Origin of the sequence: Acinetobacter sp. YH01022 (assembly GCF_013420235.1) — a bacterium.
Classification (GTDB): domain Bacteria; phylum Pseudomonadota; class Gammaproteobacteria; order Pseudomonadales; family Moraxellaceae; genus Acinetobacter.
This window is the reverse complement of the sequence record NZ_VOYP01000025.1, coordinates 1-20,012: the sequence shown is the minus strand read 5'-3', so window position 1 is coordinate 20,012 and position 20,012 is coordinate 1. Positions and strand designations below refer to the sequence as shown.

The following is a 20,012-nucleotide window of genomic DNA, read 5'->3' as shown; positions in this document are numbered from 1 at the left end:
AATGAAAAATTTGAAATCAAACATTATTCTTTCTACATTGGTTTCTGCAGTCGCATTGATGGCGACTGCTGCAAATGCAGCCGAAACAAATAAGCTTCAGGAAGCTTATAAAAGCACCAATGTAAAATCTGCGTTAATTAATGTTTGTAAAGAAGAAACTGCTAAAGGTAAAAAACTTACTTCTGCTGAAGTAAGCAAATACTGTACATGTGCAGTGGAAGCAGATGGTAAATTAACCAACGCACAAAAATGGGAAATCCAAAGCACCATTAACCAGAAGAAAAGTCCTGCAACTTTAGCTTTTGTGCAAAAACAAAATAAAGATCTGCAAGCGTGTTTTGGACCAGAACTTACTGGCAAGCTTAAAAGCTTAAGTGAAGCGGCAATGAAATCTGCTCAACAACCTAAAAAATAAGTTGATTTAGATTGAATAAAAGCCTGCATAATTGCAGGCTTTTTTATTTGTGAAAATTACCTTTCCTACTTCAGCATAAACATCGTTAAATTCGCTATCATGGCAGCATAAACTTAAGATCAATATGACAAATTCGACTTTATAAGGATGAAGCCATGTCTGCTATTACGCTGCCGAATCAAGCCTTCCCGACCACAACCGGTGAAATTAACCTGACTGAAATATCAACCGAATGGCTGATTATTTATTTTTATCCTAAAGATTCTACTCCGGGCTGTACTACACAGGCGATCGGTTTTTCATGCCTGAAAGACCAGTTTGATGCCTTAAATACCACCATTCTTGGGATTTCACGTGATTCGGTGAAAGCTCATCAGAACTTCACTGAAAAACAAAATCTGACTATTAACCTGATTAGCGATAAAGAAGAAGTGCTGTGCAATCTTTTTGACGTGATTAAAGAAAAGAACATGTATGGTAAAAAAGTGATGGGTATCGAGCGCTCCACCTTTATTTTCCATAACGGTCAACTGGTCAAAGAATACCGTAAAGTAAAAGCTGCAGGACATGCCGAACAGGTACTGGAAGACTTAAAAGCACTTCAAGCAGCTTAATTTTTCATTATTAAAAGGCATGATTTTTAACTAGAAATAGTATTGCTCATGCCTTTTTCTTTTGTGTTCCGCTCACTTATTTTAATAGGGAAATGGCAATAGACCACATCACACAGCCAATCAACATATCCAGTATTTTCCAGGCTTGTGGCCGTTGGAAAATCGGTTGCAAATAGCGTGCTGCATAGCCCAAGCTAAAAAAGAACAGGAATGAGGCACTGATTGCTCCCAAGGTAAAATACAGTTGCGTGTCTGGATATTGTGTCGAGATCGAGCCTAATAATACCACCGTATCCAGATAGACATGTGGATTCAGCCAGGTTAAGCCTAAACAGATGAACAAGATCTTGCATAAAGAAGGTGCTTCGTTTTGACTGACATCTAAACGCTGCTCACCCTTCCAGGTCTGATAAAAATGTTGTGCTCCATATATCAGCAAGAAAATTGCACCGAAATACTTGGCAATATTCAGCCAATACGGATGCAACATGACCAGCTCTGAAAAGCCCAGCACTCCGGATGAAATCAATATCGCATCAGACAAGGCACAACACAGGCAAATGGCAAACACATGTTGCTGTTTTAAACCTTGTTTCAACACAAAAGCATTTTGTGCGCCAATCGGGACGATCAGGCTTAAACCCATAACAAAACCATGTAAGGCACTATTTAACATACACAATAAAACTTAAAAATCATTCAAAAATCGTGTCTTGCATTATCCCAGCTTGAAGCATAAATTAAGTATGATTAAGAAAATATCAATTTAATTCAGTTTTTCTTAGGTAGCACCCTATGCTTTCAAGTAAATCCTGCGAAGCTTTTCTTGCTGTGGCAGAATCCGGCAGTTTTGATGAAGCTGCACAGCGACTGTGTATTACTGCATCAGCGGTAACCTTAAGGGTGCAGGCTTTGGAAAAAGATTTGGGACAGATTTTATTGCTGCGCGAACGTCCTTGTCGGGTCACGCAAGCCGGTCAAAAGCTGCTGGAACATCTACAGCATCAACGTCTACGTGAACAGAATCTTTTACAACAATTTATGGGGCAATCCAGCCAGCATGAGTTTCATCAATTCAGTATTGCCACCAATGCTGACTCTTTATCAACCTGGCTGCTCAAAGTTCTGCAAAGCACATTAATCAAGCATAAAATTGCTCTGAAGTTGTCTCTGGATGACCAGACCCAAACCCATCAACTGCTTGAAACCGGTTTGGTTAATGCCTGCATCTCGACTGAATCCACAGCCATGAAAGGCTGTGAAGTACATTATCTGGGACAGATGACTTATCGCATGGTCGCAACACCTTCCTTTGTAGAAAGGTGGTTTAAAAATGGTATTCACCGCGATGCCTTAAGACATGCCCCAGCCATTATTTTTAATGGCAAAGATCTGATGCATCATCAGGTGATTCTGAACTTGTTTGGATTAAATCAGCAAAGTTATCCGCATTATTTTATTCCCTCCTCCACTGCATTTGTAGAAGCAGTACATTTGGGTTTAGGCTTCGGTTTGGTGCCGGAATATCAAATTGGTGATGATCTTCAAACCGGGAAACTGGTTGAAATTATGCCAAATGCTAAAACCGAGATGAAATTGTATTGGCATCACTGGAAGCAGCAATCTGTGCTACTGCAACAATTGACGATTGACCTGCTGGAAAAGGCTCAACATCAGATGAATTAAAAAATGGAAATCAGCAGATATTTTGTGGCAAATCCTACTGCTCATTTGCGTTGCCATTGCCCAGATACTTCAATATTGACTTTCTCCCCGATGCCGCCAAATGCCTTTTTCATGCCAAAATCACTACGCTTAACCATAGTTGTAGCTTCTACATTCATAAGTTGTGGATCAAATGGATTGGCTTCTAGGGACGCATCAAGGATCACCGGCCGGGTAATACCGCGCAGGGTCAGATCACCTTTGATCTTGTATTGATAATTCCCCAAAGCGAGAAATTCATGACTGTTAAAAGTCGCTGTTGGGTACTTCTCTGCATAAAATAAATCTTCACCTAAAATCATATTTTTCAGTGAAGGCTTGCTCAAGCTTAGGCTATTTACTTGCATCACAAACCGTGCCGAGGCATTCTGAGGTGCTGCAGGATCAAAGCGCATACTGGACTGAACCTGTTCAAACTTGCCTTTTACGGTTGAAAAGCCCATCGACTTTACCTCAAAGCCCACATAGCTTTGTGGAGTCAGTGTCCATTCCTGTGCATTGACCTGTGCGACGATACCCAAAGGGATTACACCGACAATCAGGACACTGTGCAATGTGGTTTGGATATTCATCTTATCCACTCCTGCATCGTGGCAATGTTCTGCCTCGACCTAGTAGCTTACTTAAGATTGTTCCAGATTGGTTTTATCTTGTGTCAGGTATTTGTGCTGCAATTGTTGATAAGTGGAGGTATTCTGAAATTTGTGTAAAAACTCACTGGTGCCGAGCGGCAAAGCAGATTCGATAATTTCACCACGATAATAGGCTTCACGCAGCGGCGTTGCTGAAATTGCCCCGACCAGGCTGGCAAGTTCCACCATCTCCCACTCCGGGAACAGCTTCAGATAATAAGAAGATTCATCTTTAAAGTGACCGATCAAACCGACTTTGGCTTCTGGTTCAGCAACTTCTTTTACTAGAGATTTAACCAGTTGTTGCCATTTTTGATCATCATAAACATCAATCACATGCACAAACTTGATCCGCTGCTGGTCCGCTTCTGAAAAATTGGACAAGATCATCTGTTCACGTTCAGCAGCACTAAACGGATTTTTAATATTGCGTTCATTTTGTGCTGAACCTAAGGCCAAAATCACCTTTTGGCTTTGCTGCAATGCAATTTTAATCGTTTGCATATGTGCCAGATGAAAAGGCTGAAAGCGACCAATGAAAACCAGATAATCGAATGTATAGTTCATAACAAATCAAGTTTTTTATGACTCGTGAGTTGTGCCGCCAAAATAAATATGCGACATAATAACTGCCATAAAATCAAATTAAATTTTAAAGCAAGGATAGTACGATGACACTGAGCTGTATTCAACAACCACATCAACATTTAAATGCGAATTTAGACAATGGCGTACTGACCTTAGCCATTCATCGTCCTGAAGCTAAAAATGCGTTATACGGTGAACTGTATCTAAAAATTGCCCAGGCACTGGATGAAGCCGATCAGGATAAAGACGTTCGCGTGGTGATTTTACGTGGTGAGGATGCCGACTTCAGTGCCGGTAACGATATGCAGGATTTCATGAAGTTTATTCAAACTCCACTGGCAGGCAAAGCGGGTGATGCGCCTCCATTTGTGGTTTTAAAATCTGCGGCAAAATTTTCCAAACCGTTAATTGCTGCTGTTCGTGGTGTGGCGATTGGCATTGGAGTAACGATTTTGCTGCATGCTGATCTGGTGTATAGCGATAACACCGCCCTGTTCCAGATTCCATTTGTGAGCTTAGGTCTATCGCCTGAAGGCGCTTCGAGCAAATTGCTGATTCAGCAAGCGGGTTACCATAAAGCGGCTGAGCTGCTGTTTACTGCACAAAAGTTTAATAGCGACAAAGCCTTAAGTGCTGGAATTGTGAATAGCATTGAAGATGATGTATATGCAACTGCATTGAAACAAGCACAAACTTTAGCAGCACTGCCGCTCGCTTCGATCAAGCAAACCAAAGCCTTAATGAAACATAATCTGCAGGAAATTATTGACTGTATTGATAACGAAGCCGAGATTTTTATGAAGCGCGTAACTTCACCGGAAATGGCAGAAGCTGTCGCAGCATTTATGCAAAAGCGTAAACCGGATTTCGCTCAATTTAATTAATTGAAAGATACATAAAAAACCACTAAGTAATTTACTATTGCTTGGTGGTTTTTTTCATTTCTACCCCAACATCAAATAAAAATTGTTACGGAACGCACTATCTATGACCAGCCAAGTCAAGACTGAAAAGAAACGCTACTTTGAGCCAGCCCCACAAGATATTGATGTCGAAAACTTTAAGAAAGTCGTGCAGAGTCGTCGTTCAGTACGAAAATTTACTGACAAAGCCATTCCTGCTGAAGTGCTAGATGAATGTTTAGATCTGGCTTTACTTGCACCGAACTCATCCAATTTACAGCCTTGGACCTTTTATGTGGTTCAAAACCCTACCAAGAAAAAGCGGTTGGTAAAAGCCTGTCTAGGTCAATTGGCTGCAAAGACTGCGGCTGAACTGATTGTCTGCGTGGCAAGGACCGACCGTATTGAAGAGATGGCAAAGAAAAATATCAGTGAGTTTCCATTTTCTGAAGTGCCTGCTGCTGTGCAGAAGTATTACAAATTTATTCCCTACAATTATAAAACTGGTTACTTCAATGCAATAGGTAACTTTAAGAAAGTGGCTTTCAAAGTTGTACGTACACTAGACAAGCAATTGCCAGTGACTGCTTTTAACCCGGCAGATGCAAAACTTTGGGCAAGCAAGACCACGGCTTTGGCATGTGAGAACCTGGTTTTAGCTTTACGTGCTTATGGCTTTGACAGCTGCATGATGGAAGGCTTTGATGAACCGATGGTCAATAAAATTTTAAATCTGAATGATCAGCAATATCCAGTCATGGTGATTGCTGCCGGTGAACGTGCAGCGGATGGTGTGTTCTTCCCGCAGTATCGCTTTGATCGTGAGCTGTTTGTTCAGAAGGTTTGATTTTAATTGCAAATCGGCACAGCCTCGTAAGCTGTCATAACTCACTTTTAATTTGTGTAGGCGTTTACGCGTTACTTTGAAAGGTGAGGAATATATTCCGTAAGGTAACCAAAACCCTTTGCTAGCCAGAAGGTTCATCCCTGAACCTCTGGCTAGCGGGTGACATCCATGTCACCCTTTCACAAATCAAATATCGTCAATAATTTATAGCTACTATCTGAACAAACTCAAATGCAGGCTCTTCATACGGATGGCTGGCCTTAAGTGCTTTTGCCACATTAGATGCCTGATCTTCAGTCACAATCGTTTCTACCCGCCATTCTGCTACCTGTTCTAGGCTATCCAGTTCACCAATAAAGGGATTCGCCCCTTTCACTGGCTTAAACTGTCCGGTACCCAAAACCTGCCAGGCACAATGCTCATAGTTACCTATACCCCCTGCTCCTGCTTGAAACACGGCATTTTTGGTGGAGTCAAGATGAGATTCAGGAACGTAATAGATCAGTTTAAGCATGCTATCAATAAACAGAATAAAGATAGGATTATCTTAGCGCTTAAACCTGAATTAATCTCTATCAGATTTCATTGAGCCCTTATCAGAACATCAAAAATTAAAATCATTTTAAATACAATTACCTATTACCTTTCTTGACATTTCTCTGACAGTTCAATATTTTAAATTGCTCAAAAAACGATCTGTTTTTTAGTTCTAACCCTTCGACTTCGATTTTTCCTTTTCATCTCGGTCACCATTATCACCTTAGAATTTCAGCAATAAAAACGGCTGATTGAGGCCGTTTTTTTATAAGCTAATGATGAAACTTAGAACAAAATTTAGAGATGGATCCGTAAATTTGAACAACTCCTATAAGTGATATTCTGCTCCTCAAATGATGTTATAAACATCAATATATGGAGTATTTTATGGCACGTAGACCAAGAAGAAATCATTCAAATGATTTTAAAGCTAAGGTAGCACTTGCTGCGATTAAAGCAGAAAAAACACTTGCTGAATTGAGTGCTGAATTTGATGTTCATCAAAACCAAATTATTGACTGGAAAAATCAATTGATCTCAGCTTCCTCGCAAGCTTTCGATCAATCAAAAGCTCCATCAGAACCCCCCATTGATCTTAAAAAGTTACATGCAAAAATCGGTGAGCAGGCATTAGAAATTGATTTTTTAGAAGGTGTGTTGAAGAAACTGGGCCGCTTCAACCACAAAAGTTAATCGACGACTCACTTCAGATTTCAGTATCTAAGCAAGCTCAGCTGCTGAAAGTCTCCCGTGGTTGTTATTATTATCGCCCAAAACCTGTTAGCTCATCAGATCTGAAGCTGATGCGATGTATTGATGAATTACATATGCAATATCCTTTTGCAGGCAGTCGTATGATGCGTGATTTGTTGAATCGTCAAGGGCATCATATAGGACGACGTCATACACGTACTTTAATGAAGAAAATGGGTATTCAGGCGTTATATTGCAAACCAAATTTAAGCCAGGCTAATCAAGCTCACCGTAAATATCCATATCTGCTCAAAGGGTTGGCTATTCAGCGCAGTAATCAAGTGTGGTCTACGGATATAACGTATATCCCTATGGCAAAAGGCTTTGTTTATTTATGTGCTGTGATTGATTGGCATAGCCGCAAGGTACTTGCGCATAGGGTATCGATTAGTATGGAGGTGGATTTTTGTATTTCGGCTTTAAATGAAGCGATTGAAAAATATGGATCACCTGAAATATTGAATACAGACCAAGGCAGTCAGTTCACCAGTGATGCATTTATTGATGTATTGAAATCAAATGGCATTCAAATCAGTATGGATGGTAAAGGTCGATGGGTAGATAATGTGATGGTTGAACGATTATGGCGGAGCGTTAAATATGAAGAGGTGTATCTCAAAGCTTATAGCAGTGTCACAGATGCGAAAAAGCAATTAAGTGCATATTTTGAGTTTTATAATTTGAAACGACCTCATTCGAGTCTAGACAAAATGACACCAAATGAGTTTTACTATGATCAGCTACCCCAACAAAACAAGGTGGCTTAACTAGAGCGGAATATCACTTATAAATACGCTTTTAGTTGTTCAAACAAGTGGGACCACCTCTATATCTCGATAGGTATAGTAGAGTGATATCTCGATAGGTATAGTGTTTTGCAGTTTAGAGGAGATATCGCGATGCATACGCGGAAGGCAATAACGGAGGCGCTTCAAAAACTCGGAGTCCAAACCGGTGACCTCTTGATGGTGCATGCCTCACTTAAAGCGATTGGTCCGGTCGAAGGAGGAGCGGAGACGGTCGTTGCCGCGTTACGCTCCGCGGTTGGGCCGACTGGCACTGTGATGGGATACGCGTCGTGGGACCGATCACCCTACGAGGAGACTCTGAATGGCGCTCGGCTGGATGACGAAGCCCGCCGTACCTGGCTGCCGTTCGATCCCGCAACAGCCGGGACTTACCGTGGGTTCGGCCTGCTGAATCAATTTCTGGTTCAAGCCCCCGGCGCGCGGCGCAGCGCGCACCCCGATGCATCGATGGTCGCGGTTGGTCCGCTGGCTGAAACGCTGACGGAGCCTCACGAACTCGGTCACGCCTTGGGGGAAGGATCGCCCGTCGAGCGGTTCGTTCGCCTTGGCGGGAAGGCCCTGCTGTTGGGTGCGCCGCTAAACTCCGTTACCGCATTGCACTACGCCGAGGCGGTTGCCGATATCCCCAACAAACGGTGGGTGACGTATGAGATGCCGATGCTTGGAAGAGACGGTGAAGTCGCCTGGAAAACGGCATCGGATTACGATTCAAACGGCATTCTCGATTGCTTTGCTATCGAAGGAAAGCCGGATGCGGTTGAAACTATAGCAAATGCTTACGTGAAGCTCGGTCGCCATCGAGAAGGTGTCGTGGGCTTTGCTCAGTGCTACCTGTTCGACGCGCAGGACATCGTGACGTTCGGCGTCACCTATCTTGAGAAGCATTTCGGAACCACTCCGATCGTGCCTCCGCACGAGGCCGTCGAGCGCTCTTGCGAGCCTTCAGGTTAGAGGCCGTCGACAATGATAATCTGGATCAACGGACCTTTCGGCGCCGGAAAGACGACGCTCGCTAAGCGGCTGCGCGATCGGCGTTCCAAATCGCTGATCTTTGACCCCGAGGAAATCGGGTTCGTGGTGAAAGAAACGGTCCCCATGCCAGCGAGCGGAGACTATCAGGATCTCCCCTTGTGGAGGGGACTTACGATCGCGGCGGTCAGGGAGATTCGAAGGAATTACTCGCAGGACATCATCATCCCAATGACGCTCGTGCACCCGGACTATCTGACTGAGATACTCGACGGGGTAAGGCGGATCGACGATCAGCTGCTGCACATCTTTCTGACGCTCAACGAGGACCTATTGCGTCACCGGATCGCGAACCAGACCATGCATCCTGACCCGAATCGAAATGCGGAGATTCGAGAGTGGCGATTAGCGAATGTCGCCCGATGCTTGGCCGCAAGGGAACGGCTTCCATGCACAACCCGTGTTCTCGATAGTGGTGCACACACCAGCGATGAACTCGCAGCGATGGTGCTCGACGGAATCGATGGGCGCACCTGATCGCCTTCGACGCCTGCGCAAAGCGTAGCGCGAGGGTGGCGGGCTCACGACCAAACGCCCAGAGGTCGATCATCGCAGGGATGTTTGGCTTTGTGGTGCGGACGACGGGACTCGAACCCGTACTCTCACAGAGAAGCAGATTTTCGGGCACTGTTGCAAATAGTCGGTGGTGATAAACTTATCATCCCCTTTTGCTGATGGAGCTGCACATGAACCCATTCAAAGGCCGGCATTTTCAGCGTGACATCATTCTGTGGGCCGTACGCTGGTACTGCAAATACGGCATCAGTTACCGTGAGCTGCAGGAGATGCTGGCTGAACGCGGAGTGATTGTCGATCACTCCACGATTTACCGCTGGGTTCAGCGTTATGCGCCTGAAATGGAAAAACGGCTGCGCTGGTACTGGCGTAACCCTTCCGATCTTTGCCCGTGGCACATGGATGAAACCTACGTGAAGGTCAATGGCCGCTGGGCGTATCTGTACCGGGCCGTCGACAGCCGGGGCCGCACTGTCGATTTTTATCTCTCCTCCCGTCGTAACAGCAAAGCTGCATACCGGTTTCTGGGTAAAATCCTCAACAACGTGAAGAAGTGGCAGATCCCACGATTCATCAACACGGATAAAGCGCCCGCCTATGGTCGCGCGCTTGCTCTGCTCAAACGCGAAGGCCGGTGCCCGTCTGACGTTGAACACCGACAGATTAAGTACCGGAACAACGTGATTGAATGCGATCATGGCAAACTGAAACGGATAATCAACGCCACGCTGGGATTTAAATCCATGAAGACGGCTTACGCCACCATCAAAGGTATTGAGGTGATGCGTGCACTACGCAAAGGCCAGGCCTCAGCATTTTATTATGGTGATCCCCTGGGCGAAATGCGCCTGGTAAGCAGAGTTTTTGAAATGTAAGGCCTTTGAATAAGACAAAAGGCTGCCTCATCGCTAACTTTGCAACAGTGCCCATATTATTGAATCTAATCATATCTTGGACCAAAAAAATCTTTACTTATAATAATGAGTAAATATATACATCCGAATGACGACAAAATTACAAACTTGTAATTTTGTTAAGGTTTGTTCTCAAAAAAATAAATTAATACTATTTTAAAAAAGATAAATCGTTGCTGAAAAAGCTAGATTGCAATCGAGTTAATTAATTATAAATCAAAAACTTATATTGTATAAAATTAGTAACTCTTTGCTTTCTGCACTTATTATTTAATCAACGTTTCACGATTTTCATAAGCTAAACTAAATATAGTCGCCAATTTCAATTGAGTTATTTCCCGGCTTTTAAATACCGATATACCGCTTGGCGACTAATTCCAAATGCCTGGCCTAATGCCATTTTTGAAGGGTACTTCCCTTCCTTCCAGTCTTGTCGCAAAGCTTCAGCCTGATCAGGTTTCAATTTATGTACCCGGCCTTTGTACTTCCCTTGAGAAGAGGCAAGTTTAATTCCTTCCTTTTGCCGCTCTAAAATGATCTCACGTTCAAACTGTGCAAAAGCACCCATCAGTTGCAGCATCAAATTATCCATCGGGGTGGATTGGGCCGTAAAAGTAATATTTTCTTTTACAAACTGGATGGCAATCCCTCGTTTGACCAGTTTATCCACTTCAGTCACCAAATCTTTTAAGCTTCGCGCAAAACGATCCATGGAATGTACTATCACCCGGTCTCCTTCCCGGACATAATTCAACATTTCCTGAAATTTCGGTCGGTCGGTATTTTTACCTGAAGCACGGTCAACAAAAATCCGGTCGACTTCAATTCCCTCAAGTTGACGTCCCGTATTTTGCTCGACCGAACTCACTCGCACATAGCCTACTTTTTGGCCTTTCACTTTTTACGCCCCAATTGGATAAAAATGAACAATTTCGTAAATTATAAATCTTTAATACCAAAGTTACATGTTACTTATGATTAAAAAACATTTAAATGGTACATGTTTTTAAGAACTTTTAAAATGTAATTTTAGGGTATACTTTAAAGTTACACAAAACATCTATATGAAGACTAAAGTCCAAATTAGTGTTTATGTTGGTTCAATGTATTACATTTCGTATTTTCTATTTGTAACGTAATTTCAGTAATATTATGATTATGTTTTAGAACTTCTAAGGCCTTTTGATAGAGTTGATCTGTATTGCTATTCGGAGCAACCAAATGAGCAGTTAAATGAATATTTCTTGAGGATATAGCCCAGACTTTCAACTGATGAATCCCTTCAACGCCCTCTAGCTTCAATAAATCATTTCTTAACGACTCAATATCAATCTCATCAGGAACTCCTTCAAGCAGAATATGAATACTTTGTTTTAATAAAATCCAAGTTCGAGGTAAGACCCAGAAGCCAATTAACACAGCGATTACGGTATCAACCCACATCCACTGGGTAAAATAAATAACTATTCCTCCGATAATCACGCCTATCGATCCTAGAGCATCACTAAGAACTTCTAAATATGCACCTTTTATATTTAGACTTCCTTCAGCACTAGCAGAAAGGATTTTCATTGAAATCAAATTTATGACCAAACCAATGACCGCGACAATCATCATTCCAACACTTTGAATTTCAGCAGGATTCGTAAAACGTTGATAAGCTTCATATACAATATATATTGCTACCACAAAAAGCATCACCGCATTAAACAGAGCCGCTAAAATTTCAAATCGCTGATAGCCAAAAGTTCTTTTATCATCTGCGGCTTTTTTACCAATTTTGATAGCGGCAAGAGCAATAGCTAAAGCGGCTACATCAGTAAACATATGAGCTGCATCAGATAACAAAGCCAAACTTTGGGTAATAAAAGCAGCGACAACTTCTACTATTAAAAAAGTAGTCGTTAAACCTAAGGCAACCATTAACTTCTTACTATTTTCTTCAGTAACAACCGCATGGCTATGATCATGATGTTCTGACATAAAATATTTTCCTTATTCTATTTATGATGAGCAGAGATATTGGATAACAGCCAATATCTCTGCTGTAAATCGACTAATCTATTGGATTAAGAAACTTTCTTTTCATTTATCCAACGATAAAGCACGGGTAACAGCACCAAAGTTAGTAATGTTGAAGAGATAATCCCGCCAATCACTACGGTTGCCAGTGGCCGTTGAACCTCAGCCCCTGTTCCGGTTGCCAGCGCCATTGGTACAAAACCCAGTGAAGCCACACAAGCTGTCATCAACACTGGTCTTAAGCGCAAAATAGCCCCTTGCCACACGGCTTTATGCACTGGATATTTGTCCCTTAATTCCTTAATAAAGGTCAGCATTACCAGTCCATTGAGGACTGCAACACCAGATAAGGCAATAAAGCCAATTCCAGCTGACATCGATAATGGAATATCCCTTAGCCAAAGGAACAGCACACCACCGGTCAAGGCAAAGGGTACCCCGGTAAAGACCAATAGACTTTCTTTGACATTGTGAAAGACCGCCATCAGTAAAATAAAGATAGTGATTAAAGCCAGTGGAATCACGATTTGCATCCGTGCTTTGGCTGAAGCCAAATTTTCAAACTGACCGCCATATTCTATCCAATAACCACTTGGCAAAGTGTATGCTTTGAGCTGTGTCTGTACATCAGAAACAAAAGACCCTAAATCACGCCCTTCAACATTCGTTGTAACCACAACTCGGCGTTTACCATTTTCTCGACTGACTTGGTTGATTCCTTCAATGGTCGAGACTTGCGCGACATCCGACAATAAAATACTGCCACCATTTGGAAGCTGAATAGGTAACTGAGAAACAGATGCGACACTACGGTCTTGCTCTCCAAGACGGATAACAAAATCAAAACGACGATCGCCTTCTAAAATCTCTCCCACGCTTTGTCCACCAATACTTGCAGCCACCACATCCTGAATAGATTTCACACTCAAGCCATACTGGGCAGCTAAAGCTTTATCAATCTCTACATTGAGTAAAGGCAGACCCGAAGTTTGTTCAACTTTCACCGCACTGCTACCTGCGACTTGCTGAATGATTTTCGCGATTTTTGCAGCCTCAGTATTCAAAACCTGCATGTCATCACCAAAAACCTTCACCCCCACATCACTGCGTATACCTGAAATCAGTTCATTAAAACGTAGCTCAATAGGCTGAGAAAACTCACTGTTATTGCCGGGAATTGTCGCAAGATAAGCTTCCATTCGGGTTCGAAGTGCATCTAGGCTTTCTTTTGAATCTGGCCATTCCTCACGTGGTTTCAGCATGATATAACCATCGGAAATATTCGGTGGCATCACATCTGTCGCCACTTCAGCAGTCCCGGTACGGGCAAATATAGCTTTAATTTCGGGAAAGTTTTTCAGTAAAAGCTTTTCGGTATTTTCCTGAATACGTAAAGACTCTTCCAAGCCTGTGCTTGGAGAACGTAATTGCTGTACCGCAAAATCACCTTCACTCAGCTGGGGTGCAAACTCACTGCCAATCTTCGTGCTGAGCAGACCCGTAATGACCAGGAGACAAATGGCAAAAGTTAAAACCACCGCTTTGTAATGATAGGCTCCATCCAATATCTGTTGATATCGGGTTTTGAGCCAGATCATCCAACGGCTTTCCGTTTCTTTGATCTCCCCTTTAACCCATAAAGCAACTGCAGCGGGCACAAAGGTGATCGATAAAATAATAGCTGCCACCAGTGCGAGAACAACGGTTAAAGCCATCGGATGAAATAGTTTTGCTTCTACACCACTTAAAGCAAAAATCGGCAAATACACCACCAAAATAATAAGCTGACCAAAAATAAGAGGACGACGTGCTTGGCGGGCAGCCAGAAAAACTTCCTTAAAGCGTTCACTTTGTGTGAGAGGTCGTTTTAACAGTTGCTGTGTATGGGCTAAACGCCGGATACAGTTTTCGACAATCACCACAGCACCATCGACAATGATGCCGAAATCGAGTGCACCTAAACTCATCAGATTGGCACTGATATTTTTCTGTGCCATCCCGGTTAAGGTAAACAGCATAGAGAGTGGAATGACACAGGCAGTAATCAAGGCAGCACGGATATTCCCTAAAAACAGGAACAGAATGATGATGACCAGGATTGCTCCCTCTACCAAGTTTTTCTGAACGGTTTTAATCGCCTTCTCAACCAAGGTAGTACGGTCGTACACCGTTTCAATCACTACCCCTTTAGGCAAACTATTCTGAATATCTTGAAGCTTGGCATCCACAGCTTTAGAAACAGTCCGGCTATTTCCACCCATCGCCATCATGGCAATCCCTAAAACGGTTTCTTTGCCGTTATAGGTTGCCCCACCGGTTCTTAAATCATGCCCAATAGAGACTTGCGCAATATCACCAACCCGAATTGGGCTGCCATTTGGGCTACCCAGCATGGTGTTCTCAATATCAGAAAGCCCATTGAATGTACCCGGTACACGTACCGTCAGTTGCTGACCATTGTCTTCAATATAACCTGCACCTCGGTTCTCATTATTTTGCGCTAAAGCCTGTTGCAGTTGTTCTAATGAGATATTCAGTTGCTGCATCCGGTTTAAATCGGGAGAGACCACATAGGTTTTTTCAAAACCACCAATACTGTTGACCTCTGCAACTCCCTTAACACGTTGCAGTTGAGGACGCACAATCCAGTCCTGAATCTCACGCAAATCCATCGGCGTGTATGCAGTTCCATCCGGCTTTTTCGCATTCGGATCTGCCTTCAGTACCCATTGATAAATCTCACCGAGACCCGTAGAAACGGGGGACATCGTCGGTGCGATTTGTGCAGGCAACTCAGATTGCGCCTCCTGTATCCGTTGGTTAATCTGCTGACGGGCCCAATAAATATCAGTCCCATCTTTAAAGACAATGGTGACTTGAGAGAGTCCATAACGGGATATGGAACGGGTAAGCTCCAGATCCGGAATGCCAGCCATGGCATTTTCAATGGGATAGGTAATCCGCTGTTCGACTTCAAGCGCAGTAAAACCCTTGGCTTGAGTATTAATCTGGACTTGGGTATTGGTAATATCGGGTACAGCATCAATCGGGAGTTTCTGATAGCTATACACCCCGACCGCAATCCAGGTACAGACAAAGAGCAACACCCAAATCGCATTTTGTATGGAAAACTGAATGATTCGTTCGAATAAACCTTCTGGTTTTGGCAGATCAGAATTAATGTTCATGGCCTGCCTCGTCTTTTTCTAATTCAGATTTCAACAAGAAACTGCCTTGAGCGATATACTTCTGCCCTTCAGTCAGCCCAGAAATCACTTCAAGCCATTGTCCATCACTTGAAGCCTGCCCCAATTGCACTTTCTGTGCTTTTAAGTGGACTTGACCTTTTTGTTCTGAATCTACGATGAAAATACTGTCTTCACCTTCAATACTTTGCAGCGCAGACTTTTGAATCCGAAGGGCTGATTTTGCTGTAGCTTCCGGAATCAACACTCTCACTAACACATTAGAACGCAACTCAGTAGCTTGCGCATCGAGTTTTGCGCGCACCACCAGACGCCCTGTTTGTACATCTGCCTGAGAGGTTAAGCTTTGTACAGTAGCTTTATAGATTTGATCTGAATCATTCACTTTAAAGTCAATTTTTTGCCCGGCTTGCAGTTGACCTGAGAATTGATTCGGCAAATTAAACTCAAGCCATAAATCTTTCAGCTGTTCAATGACAAAGAGCTGATTAGCCAGTTGCACATTTTCACCGACCACAATATCTTTTTGACTGATCACCCCAGAGATCGGTGCTTTAATCAGAAAACGCCCATTGTTATTGCCACTTGCACCTAATGCATTTAAACGTGCTTGTGAGGACTGGACAGTAATCTGCGCTTGACGGTAGGCATTTTCGGCACGCTGGTAATCCTGTTTGGCAGAAATCCCCTGTGACCAGAGTTGCTGTTCGCGCTGGTAATCTTTACGGGCCAAATCCAGATTCACCTGTGCCATACGCAGATTTGCCTGTTGGTCGATCAGTTCAGGCACGATTAGTACAGCCAGCGTTTGTCCTTTTTGCACGCTCTGTCCTAAAGCCACATTGACCTGCTCGACATGACCACTAAAATTAGGCGATATATGCGCTTGTTGATCGGTATTCACCACCAATTTACCTGGCAGGGTTGTCAGCTTTTCAACCAATCCTGTGGATGCAACAGCAACTTTTAAACCTTGTTCAACCATTTGTTGGCTGGTCAGTTGTATTTCGCCTTCTTCAGCATGTCCTTCTTCAGAACTATCTTCATCAGAATGTTCGGCATTTCCCTCATCATGACCATGCCCCTCAGATTCAGTTTTTTTTGAACTTAACCAAATAACCAGACTGACCAAGACCGTAATCATAATCAAAATTGCAATCATGAGAGACTGGGATATTTTTCCGTTTTGCTTGGCGTTCATTTTATCGTGCTCCCCCATTGATTAAATTTTGCGATGCTTCGACTGCCTTTTTATTCAGTTGTGTATAGGCATCCGAACGGCTAATTTCTTCATAACTTGTGCCAATACTGAGTGCCTCAGCTGCGAGGGCAGTTTGCCAAGCTTGACGTAGAATTTGTAATTGACCCAATCGAAGATTCTGCAGTTGGGTGGTTGCTTGCTGAACGTCGGTAATGGACAGTTTCCCTGCCTGAAACCCTTGTAAAGTACGGCTCTGAACTTTGGTCGCCAAAGTAACTTGTGCTGTTGTGGCATCGAACTGGCTACGTAAACCTTTGAGCTGATGCATGCTGTTGGCAATATTGAGTATTTGTTGCTTCAGCTCACGCTGCTGCTGTTGGTTCAGCAATATTTGCTGTTGCTGGACCATCGGGATCGCATATTGCTGGCGGTTGAAAATATTCAGTGGAATAGCCACGCCGATTGCCAAAGTCGTATCGTTGCTTTCATTAGGGGTTTTGCTACGTTTCATGCCTACATTTAAAGTCGGATTGGGACGTGCCTGAATTCTTAAATTTTCAATTTGATGATCCGATTGCTGAATGTTCAAGGCATAGAATTTTTCTAGCCACCCTTCAGCAATATACCGTTGCACAGTTTGGAGACTTTGCTCTGGCCAAGGGATAGCGGTTTTATTCAATTGAAGATGTGAAGATGTTTCTCCCCCCCACAAATTAGACAGCTGACGACCGGCAGCTTGTTTATTCAGCATCGCTTGCTGATAAAGTCGTTGGATTTCTAGCGCTTCAATTTGGGTACGCTCAAAATCAACCAGGGCAATACTGCCTGCCTGATAGCGTTTCTGGGCACTGTCCAGATTGGCTTTACTTGTTTTTAACTGTACTGAATAAGCAGACTGCTCAACCTCAGCAAGTGCAAATTGCGACCATGCAAATTTAACAATCAGTTGGCTTTGTGCCTTCCATAATTGCTGTTGCAATTGGATTTGTTGATTCGAGGTATTGGCAATCACCCGGTTCAGCTTACGCTGACCAAATAGATCTAGAGGTTGACTAACGCCAACATTGAATTCCTGTTCTTGACCTGAGCCAAAGCCAGACTGTTCTAAACTTATACTTGGATTCTGCCATAACCGACTTTGCTGAATATTCAATTCAGATATTTGCTGAACTTGTTGCCACAGCTTGTCTTGAGTCTGGTAACTTTGTACTTTTGCTAAAGCGGATTCAAAGCTGGTAACGTTTTCAGCATAGCTATATTGCATAGCCGCTGCACATATACAAGCAACCAAGCTATGACGCAAGAGTATAATTGATTGTGAAGACATGATTTTTCCCACTTATTTAAATAATAAAAGTGGTGGGAATGTTTTAGGCTACCCCACCATGAGCGGGGAAAATTCGGGAGGTGGGCTTTGTTGAAACAGGTCAGGAGCCTGATAGCTGTTTTTCCAATGAAATTGTGGATTCACTTTAACTTCAGAGCTTGGATGAAACACATCTACTTTTTCATTTTGTACAATCAAATGCGTCATCGATGGTAGATGATCTTGATGATCTTCACCGATTTCTAAATCGCTACTGAATGTTTTTATGTTTTCTGACTGTCCATTATGATCGTGTTGACGACTATCGCTGGCACACAAGGTATTTTGGTGATGACCAAAATGATAACTCTGCTGTGATTGAGGCTGTTGTTCATGGACACAAAAGGCCGCCGCCACATTCCAAAAGCTTTGGAACATGAACAATCCAACCAAGACTGTAATCCATGTAGTAGAACGCATCATCATAACAATCGAAAAATTTGTACCAAGTATAAGGCTTAGAGCCACTCCAAGGTCAAGCTTAATAAATTAAATTAAACATTCAATGAACACTGAATAGCCGGCACTTTTGCAAATTTACCTTGTCTCTATAAGCTCACATCAATTTCAGGTAAGAATAACAATAGATTGACCAAGGTAATGATGGATTTCTGGATAAATTAGACCAATCCCATTTATGCTCATATTCTTTAATTAACTCAACAGACCAATCAATAGAAGTTAATGATGATATTAATTTTTGCATTGCTTCTGGGTTTAACTGATTAACAATACTCGTTAAACGTGATTCATCTAACAGATGAATTGCACTGATACCACAAGAAAAGTTCATTCTAGTCTCTAATAAAATACTATTCATTATTTCTTCTATTAATACAAAAGTTAAATCTAAAAATTAGTTAATATACAATAAAATCAGAAGACTATGTTCGATTAGATAGTGGTTTAACCCTCAACTTTTGATAAGATTTTCATATAGAATTAATCATGTCAGAAGTCATAAACTGAAATTTGCAACTAAATAATCATCTATTTAACATAATGGCGGTTATGCGAAATTCCTAGTGTAACTCCAAAATAGAAATGTCCGGTTTCTCCAAAGTAAAAATGTCCGCTTTTAGAATATGCACTTTTACAATTGAAGGTGCTTTGTTATATTTTTTCTTTGAAAACTGTACCTACACTTCGTAAATGTAAAACTTAAAATATTCATTTAATATGAGTTATGAGTAAGCATCGATGAATTTTTTATTTAAAAAAAATAAAGCATGGTTTGTATTTTTTATCATCACTGTATATTCATTTCTGGGTTTTTTTATTGGTTTTGTGATCTGGGAATACTTTTTACAGTAGAATAGAAGACATATAAAAAACAGGATAAGAGCAAAGAAGTCCGTTTCAGTTAGATGTTACTTTAATCAAAGCGTGTAGCCTCAGATTTAGAAAGCTTTATTGAAAATAGCGACATTCTGATGATTAAGCTCGTTACTACATCTCAGAGATTTGTTCAATCAAGAGCTTGAGTGCTTGGATCATTGTTTCATTCATTTCAAAGGAACAGTTGATACGGATGTGGTTCTGCTTTTTATTCTTGCGATAAAAAAGAATACTTGGGGCAATCCCAATATCATTCTGGATCATTTTTTCATAAATGTTGCTGCTGTCCACTTTGAACCGTACCGGGTTTGTCGGAGACTTTTTTATTTAAGTTAGGCCACCTGACCTAACGGGTTAATCTTATCATAGTACATTGCTTCAAACTCAAAAGGTGATACATAACCCAGTGCACTGTGTACACGCTTTTTATTGAACCAATCTACCCAGTTTAGTGTCGCAAGTTGTACATCTGCTAAACCTTGCCAATCTGCTTTTAGATATTCAATCACCTCTGTTTTGTATAAGCCATTCACCGTTTCAGCCAAAGCATTATCGTATGAATCACCAGTCGTACCGACTGATGCTCGTAAATTTGCTG

At 42.3% G+C, this 20,012-nt stretch carries 22 protein-coding genes; 10 read left to right on the top strand and 12 right to left on the bottom strand.

The window, feature by feature from the left end; all coding sequences use genetic code 11:
* Position 1 precedes the first annotated feature (1 nt).
* The gene (locus FTT87_RS10275) at positions 2-415 is read left to right on the top strand and encodes a hypothetical protein (protein ID WP_166167210.1); all 414 of its coding nucleotides are present in this window, start codon (positions 2-4) and stop codon (positions 413-415) included.
* A gap of 155 nt (positions 416-570) precedes the next feature.
* Positions 571-1,029: a peroxiredoxin gene (locus FTT87_RS10270; protein ID WP_180082240.1), complete on the top strand. Its 459-nt coding sequence runs from the start codon at positions 571-573 to the stop codon at positions 1,027-1,029.
* A gap of 76 nt (positions 1,030-1,105) precedes the next feature.
* On the opposite strand, the gene FTT87_RS10265 is transcribed toward FTT87_RS10270, so the two are convergent.
* Positions 1,106-1,705, bottom strand: coding sequence for a LysE/ArgO family amino acid transporter (locus FTT87_RS10265; RefSeq protein ID WP_180082241.1), 600 nt, complete (start codon positions 1,703-1,705; stop codon positions 1,106-1,108).
* Between the two features lie 119 nt (positions 1,706-1,824).
* On the opposite strand from FTT87_RS10265, the gene FTT87_RS10260 reads away from it, so the two are divergent.
* The gene (locus FTT87_RS10260; RefSeq protein WP_180082242.1) at positions 1,825-2,715 is read left to right on the top strand and encodes a LysR family transcriptional regulator ArgP; all 891 of its coding nucleotides are present in this window, start codon (positions 1,825-1,827) and stop codon (positions 2,713-2,715) included.
* A gap of 41 nt (positions 2,716-2,756) precedes the next feature.
* Here FTT87_RS10260 and FTT87_RS10255 read toward each other — a convergent pair whose 3' ends face one another.
* Together FTT87_RS10255 and FTT87_RS10250 are read right to left on the bottom strand one after the other, a co-directional pair.
* On the bottom strand, positions 2,757-3,326 hold the full coding sequence (locus FTT87_RS10255) for a YceI family protein (RefSeq protein WP_180082243.1): 570 nt from the start codon (positions 3,324-3,326) through the stop codon (positions 2,757-2,759).
* Positions 3,327-3,377: 51 nt separating this feature from the next.
* A complete protein-coding gene (locus tag FTT87_RS10250) occupies positions 3,378-3,953 on the bottom strand; it encodes a nicotinate-nicotinamide nucleotide adenylyltransferase (protein ID WP_180082244.1) in 576 nt (191 codons plus the stop codon).
* 104 nt (positions 3,954-4,057) lie between these two features.
* On the opposite strand from FTT87_RS10250, the gene FTT87_RS10245 reads away from it, so the two are divergent.
* Positions 4,058-4,858, top strand: coding sequence for an enoyl-CoA hydratase-related protein (locus FTT87_RS10245; RefSeq protein ID WP_086196168.1), 801 nt, complete (start codon positions 4,058-4,060; stop codon positions 4,856-4,858).
* A 103-nt stretch (positions 4,859-4,961) separates the two neighbouring features.
* Complete coding sequence (locus FTT87_RS10240) at positions 4,962-5,723, top strand: nitroreductase family protein (RefSeq protein WP_180082245.1); 762 nt, start codon at positions 4,962-4,964, stop codon at positions 5,721-5,723.
* A 196-nt stretch (positions 5,724-5,919) separates the two neighbouring features.
* Here the strand turns inward: FTT87_RS10240 and FTT87_RS10235 are convergent, their stop codons facing one another.
* Positions 5,920-6,237, bottom strand: a complete 318-nt coding sequence (locus FTT87_RS10235; RefSeq protein ID WP_180082246.1) for an NGG1p interacting factor NIF3 — start codon at positions 6,235-6,237, stop codon at positions 5,920-5,922.
* A 398-nt stretch (positions 6,238-6,635) separates the two neighbouring features.
* On the opposite strand from FTT87_RS10235, the gene FTT87_RS10230 reads away from it, so the two are divergent.
* From FTT87_RS10230 to FTT87_RS10215, 4 genes are all read left to right on the top strand, one after another.
* Positions 6,636-7,780, top strand: a protein-coding gene (locus FTT87_RS10230) for an IS3-like element ISAba14 family transposase (protein WP_180174823.1) whose coding sequence is annotated in 2 segments (ribosomal slippage) — positions 6,636-6,900 and positions 6,900-7,780 — 1,146 coding nt in all. Because the reading frame shifts where the segments join, the coding sequence is not laid out codon by codon here.
* A 132-nt stretch (positions 7,781-7,912) separates the two neighbouring features.
* The gene (gene aac(3)-IId / locus FTT87_RS10225) at positions 7,913-8,773 is read left to right on the top strand and encodes an aminoglycoside N-acetyltransferase AAC(3)-IId (protein ID WP_000557454.1); all 861 of its coding nucleotides are present in this window, start codon (positions 7,913-7,915) and stop codon (positions 8,771-8,773) included.
* A gap of 12 nt (positions 8,774-8,785) precedes the next feature.
* Positions 8,786-9,328 (top strand): AAA family ATPase, encoded by a 543-nt coding sequence (locus tag FTT87_RS10220; RefSeq protein ID WP_000587837.1) that lies wholly within the window; start codon positions 8,786-8,788, stop codon positions 9,326-9,328.
* Positions 9,329-9,537: 209 nt separating this feature from the next.
* Positions 9,538-10,242 carry an IS6-like element IS26 family transposase gene (locus tag FTT87_RS10215; RefSeq protein ID WP_180174822.1) on the top strand — a complete coding sequence of 235 codons (705 nt, stop codon included), beginning with the start codon at positions 9,538-9,540 and terminating at the stop codon, positions 10,240-10,242.
* 370 nt (positions 10,243-10,612) lie between these two features.
* Here the strand turns inward: FTT87_RS10215 and FTT87_RS10210 are convergent, their stop codons facing one another.
* From FTT87_RS10210 to FTT87_RS10180, 7 genes are all read right to left on the bottom strand, one after another.
* On the bottom strand, positions 10,613-11,179 hold the full coding sequence (locus FTT87_RS10210) for a recombinase family protein (protein WP_004812033.1): 567 nt from the start codon (positions 11,177-11,179) through the stop codon (positions 10,613-10,615).
* Positions 11,180-11,364: 185 nt separating this feature from the next.
* Positions 11,365-12,264, bottom strand: a complete 900-nt coding sequence (locus tag FTT87_RS10205; protein WP_005028603.1) for a cation diffusion facilitator family transporter — start codon at positions 12,262-12,264, stop codon at positions 11,365-11,367.
* Positions 12,265-12,350: 86 nt separating this feature from the next.
* Positions 12,351-15,491, bottom strand: coding sequence for an efflux RND transporter permease subunit (locus FTT87_RS10200; RefSeq protein WP_096902762.1), 3,141 nt, complete (start codon positions 15,489-15,491; stop codon positions 12,351-12,353).
* Complete coding sequence (locus tag FTT87_RS10195; RefSeq protein ID WP_180097451.1) at positions 15,481-16,710, bottom strand: efflux RND transporter periplasmic adaptor subunit; 1,230 nt, start codon at positions 16,708-16,710, stop codon at positions 15,481-15,483. Before FTT87_RS10195 ends, FTT87_RS10200 begins: the two co-directional genes overlap by 11 nt.
* Position 16,711: 1 nt before the next feature.
* On the bottom strand, positions 16,712-18,037 hold the full coding sequence (locus FTT87_RS10190) for a TolC family protein (protein ID WP_035269736.1): 1,326 nt from the start codon (positions 18,035-18,037) through the stop codon (positions 16,712-16,714).
* A gap of 48 nt (positions 18,038-18,085) precedes the next feature.
* Complete coding sequence (locus FTT87_RS10185; RefSeq protein ID WP_197704863.1) at positions 18,086-18,496, bottom strand: cation efflux protein, CzcI-like; 411 nt, start codon at positions 18,494-18,496, stop codon at positions 18,086-18,088.
* 136 nt (positions 18,497-18,632) lie between these two features.
* Positions 18,633-18,896: a hypothetical protein gene (locus tag FTT87_RS10180; RefSeq protein WP_180097448.1), complete on the bottom strand. Its 264-nt coding sequence runs from the start codon at positions 18,894-18,896 to the stop codon at positions 18,633-18,635.
* 380 nt (positions 18,897-19,276) lie between these two features.
* Between FTT87_RS10180 and FTT87_RS10175 the strand changes: the two genes are divergently transcribed.
* Positions 19,277-19,390: a hypothetical protein gene (locus FTT87_RS10175; RefSeq protein WP_180174821.1), complete on the top strand. Its 114-nt coding sequence runs from the start codon at positions 19,277-19,279 to the stop codon at positions 19,388-19,390.
* 356 nt (positions 19,391-19,746) lie between these two features.
* Here FTT87_RS10175 and FTT87_RS10170 read toward each other — a convergent pair.
* Positions 19,747-20,012 (bottom strand): integrase core domain-containing protein (locus FTT87_RS10170; protein ID WP_009517034.1); only part of this gene is annotated, 266 nt, incomplete at its 5' end.

Bases quoted from the DNA above. Each gene is read 5' to 3' on its own strand.
- FTT87_RS10260 (WP_180082242.1), top strand. From the start codon at position 1,825: ATGCTTTCAAGTAAATCCTGCGAAGCTTTTCTTGCTGTGGCAGAATCC.
- FTT87_RS10250 (WP_180082244.1), bottom strand. From the start codon at position 3,953: ATGAACTATACATTCGATTATCTGGTTTTCATTGGTCGCTTTCAGCCT.
- FTT87_RS10255 (WP_180082243.1), bottom strand. From the start codon at position 3,326: ATGAATATCCAAACCACATTGCACAGTGTCCTGATTGTCGGTGTAATC.
- FTT87_RS10175 (WP_180174821.1), top strand. From the start codon at position 19,277: ATGAATTTTTTATTTAAAAAAAATAAAGCATGGTTTGTATTTTTTATC.
- FTT87_RS10190 (WP_035269736.1), bottom strand. From the start codon at position 18,037: ATGTCTTCACAATCAATTATACTCTTGCGTCATAGCTTGGTTGCTTGT.
- FTT87_RS10245 (WP_086196168.1), top strand. From the start codon at position 4,058: ATGACACTGAGCTGTATTCAACAACCACATCAACATTTAAATGCGAAT.
- FTT87_RS10220 (WP_000587837.1), top strand. From the start codon at position 8,786: ATGATAATCTGGATCAACGGACCTTTCGGCGCCGGAAAGACGACGCTC.
- FTT87_RS10215 (WP_180174822.1), top strand. From the start codon at position 9,538: ATGAACCCATTCAAAGGCCGGCATTTTCAGCGTGACATCATTCTGTGG.
- FTT87_RS10205 (WP_005028603.1), bottom strand. From the start codon at position 12,264: ATGTCAGAACATCATGATCATAGCCATGCGGTTGTTACTGAAGAAAAT.
- FTT87_RS10265 (WP_180082241.1), bottom strand. From the start codon at position 1,705: ATGTTAAATAGTGCCTTACATGGTTTTGTTATGGGTTTAAGCCTGATC.
- FTT87_RS10275 (WP_166167210.1), top strand. From the start codon at position 2: ATGAAAAATTTGAAATCAAACATTATTCTTTCTACATTGGTTTCTGCA.
- FTT87_RS10185 (WP_197704863.1), bottom strand. From the start codon at position 18,496: ATGCGTTCTACTACATGGATTACAGTCTTGGTTGGATTGTTCATGTTC.
- FTT87_RS10195 (WP_180097451.1), bottom strand. From the start codon at position 16,710: ATGAACGCCAAGCAAAACGGAAAAATATCCCAGTCTCTCATGATTGCA.
- FTT87_RS10270 (WP_180082240.1), top strand. From the start codon at position 571: ATGTCTGCTATTACGCTGCCGAATCAAGCCTTCCCGACCACAACCGGT.
- FTT87_RS10235 (WP_180082246.1), bottom strand. From the start codon at position 6,237: ATGCTTAAACTGATCTATTACGTTCCTGAATCTCATCTTGACTCCACC.
- FTT87_RS10240 (WP_180082245.1), top strand. From the start codon at position 4,962: ATGACCAGCCAAGTCAAGACTGAAAAGAAACGCTACTTTGAGCCAGCC.
- FTT87_RS10180 (WP_180097448.1), bottom strand. From the start codon at position 18,896: ATGAATAGTATTTTATTAGAGACTAGAATGAACTTTTCTTGTGGTATC.
- FTT87_RS10200 (WP_096902762.1), bottom strand. From the start codon at position 15,491: ATGAACATTAATTCTGATCTGCCAAAACCAGAAGGTTTATTCGAACGA.